The 15,070-nt window shown below is 48.4% G+C and carries 11 protein-coding genes; 5 read left to right on the top strand and 6 right to left on the bottom strand.

All coding sequences use genetic code 11. The annotated features are described in order from the left end of the window. The first annotated feature begins 63 nt into the window (after positions 1 to 63). The gene (locus tag QT990_RS23650) at positions 64 to 4,188 is read left to right on the top strand and encodes a DNA-directed RNA polymerase subunit beta'' (RefSeq protein WP_333465822.1); all 4,125 of its coding nucleotides are present in this window, start codon (positions 64 to 66) and stop codon (positions 4,186 to 4,188) included. 18 nt (positions 4,189 to 4,206) lie between these two features. Further along, positions 4,207 to 4,401 carry a hypothetical protein gene (locus QT990_RS23645; protein ID WP_333142352.1) on the top strand — a complete coding sequence of 65 codons (195 nt, stop codon included), beginning with the start codon at positions 4,207 to 4,209 and terminating at the stop codon, positions 4,399 to 4,401. Positions 4,402 to 4,491: 90 nt separating this feature from the next. On the opposite strand, the gene QT990_RS23640 is transcribed toward QT990_RS23645, so the two are convergent. Next, positions 4,492 to 4,887 carry a response regulator gene (locus tag QT990_RS23640; RefSeq protein ID WP_006632892.1) on the bottom strand — a complete coding sequence of 132 codons (396 nt, stop codon included), beginning with the start codon at positions 4,885 to 4,887 and terminating at the stop codon, positions 4,492 to 4,494. 1,907 nt (positions 4,888 to 6,794) lie between these two features. Between QT990_RS23640 and QT990_RS23635 the strand changes: the two genes are divergently transcribed. The 3 genes from QT990_RS23635 (at position 6,795) to QT990_RS23625 (ending at position 11,300) form a co-directional block, all read left to right on the top strand. Continuing rightward, positions 6,795 to 9,347: a DNA topoisomerase (ATP-hydrolyzing) gene (locus QT990_RS23635; RefSeq protein ID WP_333142351.1), complete on the top strand. Its 2,553-nt coding sequence runs from the start codon at positions 6,795 to 6,797 to the stop codon at positions 9,345 to 9,347. A 187-nt stretch (positions 9,348 to 9,534) separates the two neighbouring features. Further along, positions 9,535 to 11,022, top strand: coding sequence for an ATP-binding cassette domain-containing protein (locus tag QT990_RS23630; RefSeq protein ID WP_333142350.1), 1,488 nt, complete (start codon positions 9,535 to 9,537; stop codon positions 11,020 to 11,022). Positions 11,023 to 11,147: 125 nt separating this feature from the next. Next, positions 11,148 to 11,300 carry a chlorophyll A-B binding protein gene (locus QT990_RS23625; protein ID WP_190735352.1) on the top strand — a complete coding sequence of 51 codons (153 nt, stop codon included), beginning with the start codon at positions 11,148 to 11,150 and terminating at the stop codon, positions 11,298 to 11,300. Between the two features lie 210 nt (positions 11,301 to 11,510). Here QT990_RS23625 and rpoD read toward each other — a convergent pair whose 3' ends face one another. From rpoD to QT990_RS23600, 5 genes are all read right to left on the bottom strand, one after another. Continuing rightward, positions 11,511 to 12,677, bottom strand: coding sequence for an RNA polymerase sigma factor RpoD (gene rpoD, locus QT990_RS23620; protein ID WP_333142349.1), 1,167 nt, complete (start codon positions 12,675 to 12,677; stop codon positions 11,511 to 11,513). Between the two features lie 275 nt (positions 12,678 to 12,952). Next, positions 12,953 to 13,246, bottom strand: a complete 294-nt coding sequence (locus QT990_RS23615) for a hypothetical protein (RefSeq protein WP_333142348.1) — start codon at positions 13,244 to 13,246, stop codon at positions 12,953 to 12,955. Positions 13,247 to 13,362: 116 nt separating this feature from the next. Beyond that, positions 13,363 to 13,527 carry a hypothetical protein gene (locus QT990_RS23610; protein ID WP_333054806.1) on the bottom strand — a complete coding sequence of 55 codons (165 nt, stop codon included), beginning with the start codon at positions 13,525 to 13,527 and terminating at the stop codon, positions 13,363 to 13,365. Positions 13,528 to 13,728: 201 nt separating this feature from the next. Then, positions 13,729 to 13,983: a hypothetical protein gene (locus QT990_RS23605; RefSeq protein WP_333142346.1), complete on the bottom strand. Its 255-nt coding sequence runs from the start codon at positions 13,981 to 13,983 to the stop codon at positions 13,729 to 13,731. A gap of 342 nt (positions 13,984 to 14,325) precedes the next feature. After that, positions 14,326 to 14,949, bottom strand: a complete 624-nt coding sequence (locus tag QT990_RS23600) for a DUF4276 family protein (RefSeq protein ID WP_333283523.1) — start codon at positions 14,947 to 14,949, stop codon at positions 14,326 to 14,328. Positions 14,950 to 15,070: the final 121 nt, after the last annotated feature.

The following is a 15,070-nucleotide window of genomic DNA, read 5'->3' as shown; positions in this document are numbered from 1 at the left end:
TCGCAGCAAGAGAGCCTCCTGCGTCAATACTCCAATTACCAATTACTACTACTACTCAGAAAAATGACAGAAAATAAGGAAATTGTTTTTCGCAATCGAGTTGTTGACAAAGGTCAGCTCAAAAAATTAATTTCTTGGTCTTTTATGCACTACGGAACGGCCCGTACAGCGCAAATGGCCGATAAACTCAAAGACCTGGGTTTCCGGTTTGCGACACGAGCGGGAGTTTCGATTAGCGTAGACGACCTACAAGTGCCCCCATCAAAACGATCGCTCCTAGACGCAGCCGAAGAAGAAATCCGCATCACCGAACAAAAATACACCAGAGGCGAAATCACCGAAGTCGAACGCTTCCAAAAAGTAATCGACACCTGGAACAGCACCTCAGAAGACCTCAAAGACGAAGTAGTCAAAAACTTCCGAGCCACAGACCCCCTGAACTCCGTCTACATGATGGCCTTCTCCGGAGCACGGGGAAACATCTCCCAAGTCCGACAGCTAGTCGGAATGCGCGGATTAATGGCAGACCCCCAAGGAGAAATCATCGACCTACCAATCAAAACCAACTTCCGCGAAGGACTCACCGTCACCGAATACATCATCTCCTCCTACGGAGCACGCAAAGGCTTAGTCGATACAGCACTGCGGACAGCAGACTCAGGCTACCTCACTCGCCGCTTAGTCGATGTATCCCAAGACGTAATCGTCCGGGAAGTAGACTGCGGCACCCAGCGAGGAATTCGAGTCCGACCCATGACCGATGGAGCAACAGTGCTCATACCCCTCAAAGACAGGCTGCTAGGGCGCGTCTTGGCCAGAGATGTCCTGCACCCCAAAACAAGAGAAATTGTCACCTATGGCAGCGAGAAAGCAGTCCGAAATCAGCCAATCACCGATGAATTAGCAGGAGAAATTGGTAACTCTGGAGTAGGCGAAGTGTACCTACGATCGCCCCTGACCTGCGAATCTACCCGATCCGTATGTCAGCACTGCTATGGCTGGAGTCTCGCCCACCTGAAAATGGTAGACATGGGAGAAGCCATCGGGATTATTGCCGCCCAATCCATCGGCGAACCCGGAACCCAACTCACCATGCGTACCTTCCACACCGGCGGCGTATTCACCGGAGAAGTCGCCAAACAAGAACGCGCCCCCTTCCCTGGCGTAGTCAAATTCAAAAACCTGCGTACCCGCTCCTTCCGCACCAGACACGGCGAAGAAGCACTCGTCGCCGAAAACAACGGCAAACTTGTATTTGAAGGCGACGGATTTGAAGAAGGGAAAACCAGCGCCAAAAATCAAAAACTCAAAATCGAACTAGCGATCGTCCAAGGCTCCACCCTCATGGTCAAAGACGGACAGCGCGCCATACCCGGCCAAGTATTAGCAGAAGTACCCATCGTCGGACGCGCAGCCCGCAAAACCACCGAAAAAGTCACCACAGACGTAGCCTCCGACCTAGCCGGAGAAGCCAAATTTGCCGACCTAGTACCAGAAGAAAAAACCGATCGCCAAGGCAACACCACCCGCACCGCCAGCAAAGGCGGACTCATTTGGATCCTCTCAGGAGAAGTCTACAACCTCCCCCCCGGCGCCGAACCAGCAGTGAAAAACGGCGATCGCATCCCCGCCGAAAGCGTCATAGCCGAAACCAAACTCGTCTCCGAACACGGCGGCGTAGTCCGCATCGCCGACCCCAGAGAAATCGAAATAATCACCGCCCAAGTCCTCCTCGACCAAGCAGTCGTCCGCGCCGAAAGCGCAGGCGGCCGCGACCACTACACCATCGAAACATCTTCCAAACAGCGGTTTTCCCTCAAAACAGCCCCAGGAAGCAAAGTCATCAACGGAGAAGTCGTCGCCGAACTGCTCGACGACAGCTACCGCACCGCCACAGGAGGCATCGTCAAATATGGCGGAGTCGAAGTCCACAAGCGCGGCAAAGCCAAACTTGGCTACGAAGTCGTCAAAGGCGGCACCCTGCTCTGGATACCAGAAGAGTGCCACGAAGTCAACAAAGACATCTCCCTCCTCCTAGTCGAAGACGGCCAATACGTCGAAGCCGGCACAGAAGTCGTCAAAGACATCTTCTGCCAAACCAGCGGAGCAGTAGAAATCACCCAGAAAAACGACATCCTCCGGGAAATAGTCATCAAACCAGGCACCCTCCATGTAGTAGACCGCCCCCCCCTAACATTAGGCGAAGGTCAAATCGTCAACGCCGGTCAAGAAATTTTCCCAGGCTTGATTGCCGAAGAATTGGGCTATGCCGAATATATCGAAACCCCCGAAGGCCCCGCCTTATTGCTGCGGCCCGTCGTCGAATTTCCCGTACCCGACAAGCCACCCGTACCCTCACAGACCGCCCTCAACGAGTCCATCTCCTTGAAAGCAGTGCAGCGACTTCCTTACAAAGATGGAGAGCGCGTCAAATCAGTCGAAGGATTGGAACTACTGCGGACTCAGCTTATCTTGGAAATTGGCTCCGGAGCTCCGCAACTGGCCGCAGATATCGAGCTATTGCCAGACGAAGAAGATGCTACAGCTTTTGGCGCCGATGGTTCTGGGCCCGCTTGGGGTTCCGCCGAAGATGTGTCGCAGGAGTTGGCGGTAGCCGTGGATGATGGGAGCGATCGAACCTCCAAGACTTTCCGCTTGCAGCTAGTAATTTTGGAATCCCTCGTGATTCGGCGAGATGTCTCCGCCGACCCCACCCAAGGCAGCACCCACACACGGCTGTTGGTCGAAGATGGACAGTCGATCGCCCCCGGAGCAGTAGTCGCCCGCACCGAAATTCTCTGCAAAGAAGCCGGCATCGTCCGAGGCATCCGCGAAGGCCACGGCGAACCAGTACGCCGCCTATTAGTCATGCGAGATGCCGACTCCATTTCCATCTCCGTAGCCGGTACCCCCGATGTCAGTCCCGGTCAACTGCTCGTCGCCGGTACCGAAATAGCCCCCGGAGTTATTCTCGAAGAATCCGGCCAAGTCGTAAAAATAGTCCCCGCCTCCGAGACAGAACCCGCCAAACTTGTGCTCAGGGTAGCCCGCCCTTACCGGGTTTCCGCCGGTGCAGTCCTGCACGTAGACGACGGCGACCTAGTGCAGCGGGGAGACAACCTAGTGATTCTCGTATTTGAGCGCGCAAAAACTGGAGACATCATTCAAGGTTTGCCCCGGATTGAAGAACTTCTGGAAGGACGGAAGCCCAAAGAAGCCTGTATTTTAGCCAAGCGGCCCGGCACAGCTCGTGTGGTGACAGACGACGATGTTGTCGAACTTGCCGTCATAGAGGATGACGGCCGGATTGAAGAATATCCCTTGTTGCCCGGTCAAAACCCCATCGTTTCCGACGGACAGCGCGTAGGCGTCGCCGAAGCCTTGACCGATGGGCCTGCTAACCCTCACGAGATTCTGGAGGTGTTCTTCCACGTGCTCAAGGAGCGGCAGTCTACTTTTGAGGCGGCTTTGGAGAGTTTCCAACAGGTGCAGACCTTTTTGGTGAACGAAGTGCAGTCGGTTTATCAGTCTCAGGGCGTCGATATTTCCGACAAGCACATCGAGGTAATCGTCCGCCAGATGACCAACAAAGTCAGGATGGAGGATGGCGGCGATACTACCATGCTGCCGGGCGAGTTGGTAGAGTTGCGGCAGGTAGAGCAGGTGAATGAGGCGATGTCAATTACTGGTGGGGCGCCAGCGGATTATACTCCGGTGTTGCTGGGGATTACTAAGGCTTCGCTGAATACTGATAGCTTTATTTCCGCTGCTTCGTTCCAGGAGACTACGCGGGTGTTGACTGAGGCTGCGATCGAAGGTAAGTCTGACTGGCTGCGAGGCCTGAAGGAAAATGTGATTATCGGCCGCCTGATTCCTGCCGGTACTGGGTTCAATGCCTATGAGGATGCTGGGGTTCAGGATGCGGGTTTTGATGGTGCCGTATTTGATGACGACATCCACGATTTACAGGAGGATGTTGTACTTGACGATCGCACTGCCCGTCGTGCTTATACGATCGAAAGCGGCTATGAAATTGGGCGCGGGGCCGATCTTGAGCCCGATGAGGATTTTGAGGAAGTTGAGGTTGATGAAGACGAGTTTGTCGCTGAGTCTGAAGACGATGCCTTGGGGCCTGATGCTGACGATGAAGATGATATTGGTTTTGATTTCGATGAGGACGAAGACTAATCATAGTTTTGAGGTTGCATGAAGCGAGTGAATGGTGTTGCGATCGCTGAGGATAATTTCGTTCCTCGTCGCAACGCACACTCCTATTTCACTCGTCATAAAAATCTCAAATTTGTCCTCAGAAATTACAAGTCCGAACTCATAGCTTTGTGCGATCGGACATCGAAAGGAAGAAGGAAGAAGGAAGATTCAGAGTTCAAGAAAACTTTGTAAATAAGAGAGTTTTAATTGTTTGTTGGTTCAAACAAACAATTCTTTCTTCCTTCTTCCTTTTTCCTTCTTCCTTCTGCATATATGGTTCACTCAATCAGGCAGCAAAGCCTTGATTTGATTAACAAACTCTTGATGGTCTACCACAGGTTTAGAGATGTAACCGTCGGCACCGCTTTGATCCAGAAATGTTTCTTTATCACCGGCCATCGCGTGAGCAGTCACCAAAATAATCGGCAGCGAGGCCGTTTGCGGGTCAGCTTTGAGCAGTTGAGTAATCTTAATGCCGTCAACAGATTTGCCCTGGTACACGCTGCGCGAAAGAGACACATCCATTAAAATCAAATCAGCTTCGCCGTTGGCAGCAATCTGCATCACCTCTTCAACATTTTCCGTGTGCTTTACGGCTAAGCCCCCCCGCTTAGTCAGAATTTTGGAAAAAACCCGAGCATTAACCAAATCGTCCTCTACAATCAGAACGGTTTTCATAAATAAATATGGGAAGTATAGAAACTTTGTGACTTTAGTCCAAAGAGGAACACGGCACAGGGACTACATCCCCGTCAAAAATGCAGAGTTTTTAGCGCCATCAGCCGGGAACCCTGCAAAACCCGTATGTATATCCTTGAGCCACTAGCTGTGAGAGGGTTTACAGATGCTTAGAAGCATCCAGTACCATCATTTAGACTACTACACACAGACAGTTTAGTTCTTTTTTATAACTAGACCTGGAACTGGTGAGAGTCTCCTGATTCTCAGGTAGCAGGTTTCTAGTACAATCCAGGACGGATGGACGACGCCTCGAAACCGGGTTTTTGATCGTTTCGGCGGGCTATAACGAACTCTTGCTATGAAAAAACCCGGTTTCTGACTACCCGTGCGTCCTGGACTATAGTATCCTCTCTTTCGGTCAAGCCTTCGGCTTCTACCATTTTAGATTTTAGATTTTAGATTTTAGATTTTAGATTTTAGATTTTAGATTTTAGATGGGAACTGATTGACTGGATATCCGTTTGGAACACGGGCCTACAGTTGCACTATTTTTTGAACTGGTATTAGATTCGGGAATGTGTGATAATTATTTTCCTTCTTCCTCATTAGAATCAAGCCATGTTTATTCACATACTCCCGTCGCCACAGCATTCGGAGTAGCGAATCGAGCGGGGATTGTTGGAGATTCCTAATACTCAGTTTTAACCCCTCAAAACGGCTGAAAATATCGACGCTTGCGTTCATCAAGGGGATGTCAGACTAGGAGATATCGCCAGGAGAGCTTTTGACTGATGAATTCATCAATATCGGCATTTTTGACACTCTCAGCGAGTCAGGGCCACGCTCTATGGTTGAATAAGCCCAAAACTTGGACTTCCCTCATCAGAAAAAATGGGTAGAAACCCCGTGCTAGAAGCACGGCTTTATATTTTTGATTTACTACCGCCTTGGGATTGGTTAACGGGAGTGTACTTTTGTATTGCACTTTCAACGGGACAATTACCGCTTCCAATCTTCCAATCCTGTACGCATAGTATTTTGCACTGGTTGTGCCTCCCATGAATGGGGTAATGTTAGCTTCGACAATGTTTCGAGAGCTTGTTAGACCTGCAACACTGTTGAGCGTGACCTTAGAACTGTTTAATTGCTTCGGACAGAGCAGGGGACTAGCTACACATCCACAGGGTGTCGTGACTCTCAAAACGTAGGCAATTAAGCCTTAGTCTGGTCAGTACGGCTTGCCAGATTTCTCTTGCAAGCCCCGTGTCTTTAGACCGGGGTTACTGACAGTCCAGTCGCCTCTACACGATCAGAACAAGTACCAGTACCAGAGGTATTCCAATTCCGCTTACTTTTCTTTTGTAATACTTTCGGAGTCCATCACGCTTGCCAAAATACGGTAAGCTCGATCGTCTACCATTGCTGCTCGATCCAAGCTACGACTATACCGAGACGAGATCAATCTGGGGTTTCTCCTGAATATAATATTTCTTCGTGTAGATGGTTATTCCTAATTGCAATTAAATTCTATCATGGATTGACGGGGACTCAAGTCCCTCGTGATGCTTTCCTAGGAAGAGCTACAGCCTCACTACGTTCTGAGTTTCTGGCATTCCGTGTTCTCCTGTGAATCAACCTTCTCACGGCAGAAGGTAAATAGACAGGTAGACACAAATGAAGGCAACATAGAGGTTAGGGTAAGAGTGGAGAGTAAGAGGCCAGTGTGGCCCGTCTTCGGGACTCTGATTCTGCTTTCACAAGTTAAGTTTATTTTTATTCTTCAACTGGGCGGTTGGGTCGAACTTTCGGTTCGCCTGCTGCAAAGGCTTTTAAATCGAGACAGGGAACCTCGGCATTATTGACAGAGGCTGTTTTCACTCAGGAATTAACGGACACAAGGACTCATGGCTAAACAACTCAACCTACTTTCCGGGCAAGTAATTTCTACGCCTCTGCACGCCGAGATGCAGCAATCGTACCTCGAATATGCCATGAGTGTGATCGTCGGGCGAGCTTTGCCTGATGTCCGCGACGGTTTAAAACCAGTTCACCGTCGAATTTTATATGCGATGCACGAACTCGGTCTGACGCCAGACCGACCTTACCGTAAGTGCGCCAGGGTAGTTGGAGATGTTTTGGGAAAATATCACCCCCACGGCGACCAATCGGTTTACGACGCTCTGGTACGCATGGTTCAGGAGTTTTCGAGCCGCTATCCTTTACTGGCGGGTCACGGCAATTTCGGTTCGGTGGACAATGATCCGGCGGCTGCTATGCGCTATACGGAAACGAGGCTAGCACCGATCGCCCACGAAGCTATGCTAACCCAAGTCGGCGATGCAACTGTTGATTTTACTGCTAACTTTGACAGTTCCCAGCAGGAACCGACGGCGCTGCCTGCTCAGTTGCCGTTTCTGTTACTCAACGGCTGTACGGGCATTGCTGTGGGGATGGCAACTAATATCCCGCCGCACAATTTGGGGGAGGTGGTAGACGGTTTAATTGCTTTGATTGAAAACCCGGAACTATCCGACGAGAAGTTGATAGAACTGATTCCAGGTCCTGATTTTCCAACCGGAGGGGAAATCGTCGCTACAGAGGGCATTGTTGACGCCTACACTAAGGGTCGAGGCAGCATTGCGGTCAGGGGTGTGGCCGGGGTGGAAGAAGTGCCAGGTAATCGCAAGGTGCGTACTAAAACGGCGATCGTGGTGACGGAGTTTCCGTTTCAGGTAAATAAGGCGGCTTGGATTGAAAAGGTGGCGGAGTTGGTCAATGCTGGCCGCCTCGACGGTATTTCTGATTTGCGTGACGAGAGCGATCGCGAAGGCATTCGAGTGGTGATTGAACTCAAGCGGGAATTTACCCCTGAAGCGGTTCTGGCTCGTCTTTACCAACAAACTGACCTGCAAACAAATTTTGGCGCGATTTTGCTGGCAATTGTCAACGGTCAACCGCGACAGTTGACGCTGAGACAATTGTTGCAAGAATTTCTCGATTTCCGGGAAGTGACTCTTACCCGCCGCTACAATTACGAGTTGCAAGCTGCAGAACGCCGCTGTCATATTGTCCAAGGCTTAATGTTGGCTTTGACAAATCTCGATACCGCGATCGACATTCTCAGAAATTCTCCTGACGGCTCTACTGCTAAGCAAACTTTCCAAGTTCGCCTCAATTTGAGCGAAAGTCAAGCTGATGCGATTTTGGCGATGCCTATGCGTAGGCTGACTGGTTTGGAAAGGCAAAATTTGCAGTCTGAGTTTGATGAGTTGATGGCTAATATTCAAGAATTGCAGCGGTTGTTGAGCGACAGACGCGAACTTTTGAAGGCTTTAAAGAAGGAATTTCGATCGCTCAAACGCAAGTACGCTGACCCCCGCCGCACTAAATTCGCCAATGGAACTGCACGCGCAGCAAACGCCGAATCACAATTTGCGGGCAAGAAAAATTCTGGGGTGAAGCAGTTGTCGCCGGCAACGATTCAGCCTAACTTATTGCCCGTTCTAGAGGCAGAGGAAACTATTGTTGAATTTTCGCACAAGCAGTACGTGCGACGCTTGCCGCCTGGGGAAAAACCACGCTCGAAAAGTCGCGAAAAATCGGTTTCAGCTTTAGAAAAAAATGAAGATTTTATTGTGACGGCAGATCTGACGAAAACCGATCGCACTTTGGTCGTCTTAACTCCTAACGGCAAAGCTTACCCGCTGAAAGTGGCCGATATTCCTAGTAGTAGCGCCAAAGACCGGGGAACGCCGATCGTTAGTTTGTTGTCGCCGAGTGCTACTAAAGAAAGTGCCGGTCGCGCTTTGTCGGAAATCACAGTTGCACACTTTATTTTGCCGGAAAATTCGGAAGCGGCAGATTTAGTAACTCTGACTCAGCAAGGGAAAATTAAGCGCTTGCCGATGCAGGAATTTGCTGATTTGACTAATCGCGGCGTTACTGTTGTTAAACTCAAGGAGGACGATCGGCTGCGCTGTGCGAGTCTGGGTAAAGTCGGCGAGCAAGTGGCGATCGCAACTTCAGGAGGCCGAGTCCTTCGGTTTGAGATCGATGATGAACAACTGCCGCCAATGGGCCGCGCGGCCCAGGGATCTCAAGTAACCAGGTTGCGGAAGCAGGAAGAGTTGGTGGGTTGCATCACTCTCGACGCGAACGACAGTCTGGTACTATTTTCCGAGTTGGGTTGGGCAAAACGAATGCCTGCAGGTTCTGTCAGACTTACTAACAGGGGCGAAATTGGCACTCAAGCTTTTCGTTTCTCAGAGCCTAAAGATGCTTTAGTTGGCTTGCTGCAGGCTGTTCCGGGTACGGATGTCAAACTTTTTACTAATTCTGGCCGCCTGCTGCGATCGACTATTGATGCTATAGCTTTTTGGGGGAAAGATGCTGCGGGCGATCGAGTTTTTGACCTCAATCCAGGTGAAAAAATTATCAAAGTTATCAGCAGTCAATAGTCATTAGTCATTGGTCATTATTCGCTGTGCCTCGATTGAGACTTGGCCTTGTTGCCTTCGAGCGTCTACGTCCAATTCTATTCCCCATTCAGCCTTGTTCCCAGGCTCTGCCTGGGAATACATACCCGGAGGCTCTGCCTCCAATTCCCCAATCTAAAATCTAAAATCTAAAATCTAAAATTGTTTAATGGCGCAAGTTGTATTAGAAAATATCTACAAAAGTTTTCCGCTCCGCCAAGGAGAACAGGAAAAAGAAGCAAACACCGTCGCAGAAAGTGTCTCGCCTATAGCCGATCGCCCTTCGTCTAACAGCGTTTTGCGGCGCATTAACCTAACGGTCGAAGACGGGGAATTCATGGTGCTGGTGGGGCCTTCTGGCTGCGGAAAAAGCACTTTGCTGCGATCGATCGCCGGTTTGGAAGTTTTGACTGCCGGCAATATTTGGGTTGGCGATCGGCTCCTTAACGATTTGCCTCCTAAAGACCGAGATATCGCTATGGTATTTCAAAATTATGCTCTCTATCCTCACTTAACAGTTTACGATAATCTCGCCTTTGGATTGCGCCGCTCGGAAAGGGAGAAGGAAGAAGGAAGTTCGGCAACGGATTCTGTAACGGATGTAACGGATGTAACTGATAGAAGGAAGAAGGAACAAGGAACAAGGGAAAAGGGAGCAGCTAGAAGGAAGCAGCTAGAAGGGAGCAGAGAGAAGGGAGAAGAGACAGAAAAAGAAAAAGGAAGCAGGGAGAAGGCAGAAAAAATCAGGAATCAGGTAAAAGAGCTTATTAATTATTTAGCTTCTAATACTTTAAACAACGAGCGAATATATGCTTTATGGGAGGATTTTTTGGTAGGAGCGACTCGCAAGTTGCCTCCGGGTTTGCGCTACTTGTCGGAACGGGAAAAGGCTGTAGGAAAAAGAGTGCGGGAGGTAGCTGAATTATTGCAAATAGAATCTCTTTTAAATCGCTTGCCGAAACAACTTTCGGGAGGGCAAAAGCAGCGGGTAGCTTTGGGTAGGGCGATGGCTAGAAATCCTGAAGTTTTTTTGATGGACGAACCGTTATCGAATCTGGATGCGAAATTGAGGGCCCAAACGAGATCGCAAATTGTGCAGTTGCAGCGACAGTTGGGAACTACAACTATTTATGTAACTCACGACCAAACTGAGGCGATGACTATGGGCGATCGGATTGCTATTATGAAGGTCGGCCAGATTCAGCAAGTAGCTCAACCTCTAGAGCTTTACAATAAGCCGGCTAATCTGTTTGTTGCTGAGTTTATTGGTTCTCCGCCGATGAATTTCTTGTTGGTGGAATTTAGTGCCCCCTTGTTGATTTCTCACCCGCAATTTCGCTTTACTTTACCCGATATTTGGGCAAAAAGTCTACAACAATATGACGGGCGAGGGCTAATTTTGGGCATTCGGCCGGAACATCTGAGCATTAACCCTCCGGCTACCAAAAATATTTCGGTACAAGTGGAAATTGTAGAGGCTTTGGGACACGAAACTTATTTGGGAGTTTGTTTGACGGATGCTCCGGCCGTGCGGATGCAAGTGCGGGTTCCTCCGGAGCGATCGATCCGAGTTGGCGAGGAGCTTTGGTTGGCCATCGCCCATGACAAGATTCACTTGTTCGACCCTGATACCGAGTTGGCTATTTTTCCTCGTTAGGCAAAATCATCAAGGTCGATCGACCGTTGTGACCGATATCACTAATCACAAGCTTGCATTTTTTTCAAGGAATGTTATATTTATTTACATAAGCCTTACACAAGTTAACGAAAGGAGTTCGCACTATGCAAGAACAAAAACGCAACGCTTGGAACTGGGGCTTCAGCGAAGGAGCCGAAAATTGGAACGGTCGTTTCGCTATGATTGGCTTTTCTGCCGCTGTCATCATCGAATTGGTTTCCGGTCAAGGTCTGCTTCACTTTTGGGGCGTGATGTAATTTTCTAGTTAAGATTTTTGTGCCAATGCAAAGCTTGGGAGTTCCGTTACGGACTCCCAAAATTTTGACAGCGCGATTTGGGCCACAAATAGCCAATTGCTCCCTGCAGTTAGCAGCACAAAATTTAACAGCTATAGCTCAAACCGGGTCGGGGGGTTCCCCCCCCAAAAGAGTGATAATCACTCTTTCGGGTGATGCTAGCAAATTACTCTAGCGGATATATTCTTTTAAGATGCTGTTCCGGTTGGGATGGCGCAACTTCCGCAGGGCTTTAGCCTCGATTTGGCGAATCCGCTCGCGGGTGACGTTAAAGATTTGACCAATTTCCTCCAAGGTCTTCATCCGTCCGTCATCTAAGCCGTAACGCAGTCGCAGTACATCCCGTTCGCGGGGGCTGAGAGTATCCAAAACGCTTTCCAAATCTTCCCTGAGCAAGTTTTTCGAGACTTGATCTTCTGGCGTTTCCCCGTCAGATTCAATAAAGTCTCCCAGACGCGAGTCTTCCTCTTTGCCGATCGGAGTTTCTAGAGAGATGGGCAACTGTGCGGACTTAGCAATGAACCGCAACTTCTCGATCGTCATCTCCATCTTAGTGGCGATTTCTTCTTCCGTAGGCTTGCGGCCCATTTCCTGAGACAGGAGTTTGGTAGTTTTCTTGATCCGCGAAATGGTTTCGTAAAGGTGAACCGGCAGGCGGATAGTGCGGGATTGGTCGGCAATTGCTCGGGTGATGGCCTGACGTATCCACCAAGTTGCGTAGGTAGAAAACTTGTAGCCTTTTTCATGATCGAATTTTTCAGCGGCCCGGATCAGACCCAAAGAGCCTTCCTGAATCAAATCTTGGAAAGACAAACCGCGATTCATGTATTTTTTGGCGATCGACACCACCAAACGCAGGTTTGATTGCACCATTTTCTCCTTGGCCCGACGGCCGACGTGGAGTCGGTGACGGAATGCAGGAAGTGCCATATCTACAGCATTAGCCCATTCGCTGTCTTTGGGTTCGCGGTTATACTCTTCGAGCAGTTGTTCTCGAACTCGCTCTAATTCCAGCAAATCTGCAATCTTGCGCGCTAGTTCAATCTCTTCGTCAGCTCGCAGCAATCGAATCCGACCGATTTCTTGCAGGTAAAGACGAATAGAGTCTTCAGTATAATGCTTTTTCTTTGCCTGTGCCCGACGGCGGGCTTTGGCGCCTTTGCCAGATTTAGGGTCTTCCTCAGATTGAGAGTCTAAGAATTCTTCTCGATCGTCTTCTTCGTCGATAAAGAGTTCCAACTCGCTCTCAGGTAGAACGCTTTCGGCGCCCCGAAGCAACTCGAGTGTTTCCATTTCCGGTGTAATTGTGGTTGCGAGTACGGTGTTAGCCTGGATCATGCCGTCTTCCTCATGCTCCTGAATTAAAGAATAAATAACAGTGGAATAGTGTCTGTTTGTAGTTTAGACAAGTTAGCCAGTATTGACATTCCCGCAGGAAAAAATAGTGGGATTTTCGGTCGGCTACCTGAATCTGTTACCGAAACTGCACCTGTTTTATGAGTCACAGTTCGAGTTCTGGTCTGAAGCAGCCAGGGCATTCAATCGATCGCAGATTTTAACATCGCGACCTTGAATTGAGCTTGAGGCTTTTTCTTTCGGAGCGAGTTATCACATCATCTGCGATACCTGGCGTCCAGAAGCAAACCATGAAGTGCGATCGATCGCACTTCCAAAAATACTGGCTTTTTTACTCGGTACTTCGAGCTTTTACCCGTACAAGTTTTCGGCACGGAACCCTCTAACTTTTGTATTCGAGGTGTCGAACTTTTGATGCGCCTTGCTTTCACTCTGGTTGTCAGACATGACAGTTGCACGGCAAATTTTCGCCACCTTGGATGCTGGTCTGCTGCCTCAAATGCAACAGCAGAGGGTTGAAGCACCAAACGGGGAGAATCGGATCTTGCCAAGACCTTTCCGATTGTAGCCTTTCTCACAAAAAATGGAAGTTGTTTTCCATTGTTGGTCAAGAACTAGGAAAACTCTGTCAGCTTAGCTTGACAATACTAACTCATGTCCGGCTCTGCTAAATCCTGAGAACGGCCCGCAAAAACTTTGGCACGATCGAACGGCGCTGTTTTCTGCGTATATCTGGGTGAACGGCTGCGGCGTAGTTGGCCAGACAGTTAGCAGACAATTTTTGAGTTGCCCAAATTGGAACCAATACCATCCGTGTAGATACACCCATCATTACCCTGTTTCCCTGAATTGAATCATACGCAATCTGCGATTGAATAAAGCTCGTAGCTTTAGTTTTAAGCCGGCAACTCTGGATTAGAGACCGACTCTGACCCCAAATGAAGCGTTGCGGGTTGAGTAGTGCAACAGGGGCTTTAATTGTTAAGTTAGCTCAAATCTCAGAAATTGGGTTTAATTTTCACGTTAAATCACATTAAGTTCTTAACGTCACATTCTTATTTAAGCAGTTCGACACGAGTTTGTCGCGTCCGTGGCAAAAACCACCCGGATAAATTCTACTGAGAGTTAAGCCGCCGCGCAACTCTGGGCTGCGGACTTCTCTAAAATTTTTGGCTTTCGGTTCGCACTTACGCGATCGCACGTTCTCACAAACCATACAATTAGACATCTCCCGGAAGTATAACTTCACGATTCCTTTAAATATATCGTGACAGCGTAAAGATTCCATAAAGCCCTTTAATTAATTTTAGGTAGCATTCCCGAATTGTCTTGATAATTTCAAGCAGACGCAAAAAAATCCCCAGCGGACGTTGCTGCAACTACCTGCAGATAATAACTCCGCCCGGGAAGAAAAATTTACCCAGTTAGCGATGTGCTTGCTATGGTTATAGAAGGCCTAAACAGCAGGATGCGCTTAAAGATGTGGAGGGGTAGGACGCTGGTGCGATGCTCAAAATTTTGTTATTATTTACAGCGTGTCATCAGAAAGCGCTGATCTAGGTTTGATCTCTAAATCATTCCTGGCTCCTAGCTCAGCAATGACGAGAGCGAAAATTGTCTATAAAGTTGATTATACTTGCTTACTATTGATGGTTTCTAATAAACCTTGATAAAAGACTTTGAAGCTTTTAGAGCGATTCAATTCAGGATTCATATATTGAGAAATTTCGCTAGAGGCTTTATATTTTTCTAGTCCTCCCGGATGATATCCAGCTTTTTTCAGGACTCTTTCCAAAGCCTCCCATGTACCCCCTTTAATAGCATCGGGGTCGCGATACGGTTGTTGAGTAGCTAAATTGGGAGAGACTTTAGGGTAAGCTTGGCGAATTGCTTCAACATCGCCGAAAAACCACGCTTCTAATTCTTCAACTACAATTCGATTTAAGACTTGGAATGATTTATCTTTTTGACAGGAAGATTTAGTGATTAATCCCGATGATATTGCCATTATTTCTAGTTGTTGTTTTAATTTGAGACAATCTTCTCGATCTTCATCTATTAAAATAACAATTTTCCAATCAGGCGGAAGCCATGCTTGATAACCTTTCAAACGATTAGGCAAGTTAGCAAGTAAATCTGGTTTTCCTCGAAAAGCATGAATCTTAGAGCTAACAGTCGATGGCACTATTTTCGGCAAAAGCTGGGTCAAAGCTGATTCTAGGGATGCTTCTTCTACTAAAAGCTCAAGATGCAAAATCCTCACCTTCTATTTATTTTAAGTGTAAAATCATTGCGGTGTAAGCTGTTGCACATTTAAACTGTGATACAATCATTACCCTTATTTTTGATTTTGCGACCCCATTTAATTATTAATT

Origin of the sequence: Microcoleus sp. T3_B1 (assembly GCF_036700445.1) — a bacterium.
Lineage (GTDB): Bacteria > Cyanobacteriota > Cyanobacteriia > Cyanobacteriales > Microcoleaceae > Microcoleus.
This window is presented reverse-complemented; position numbering and strand designations above follow the sequence as displayed.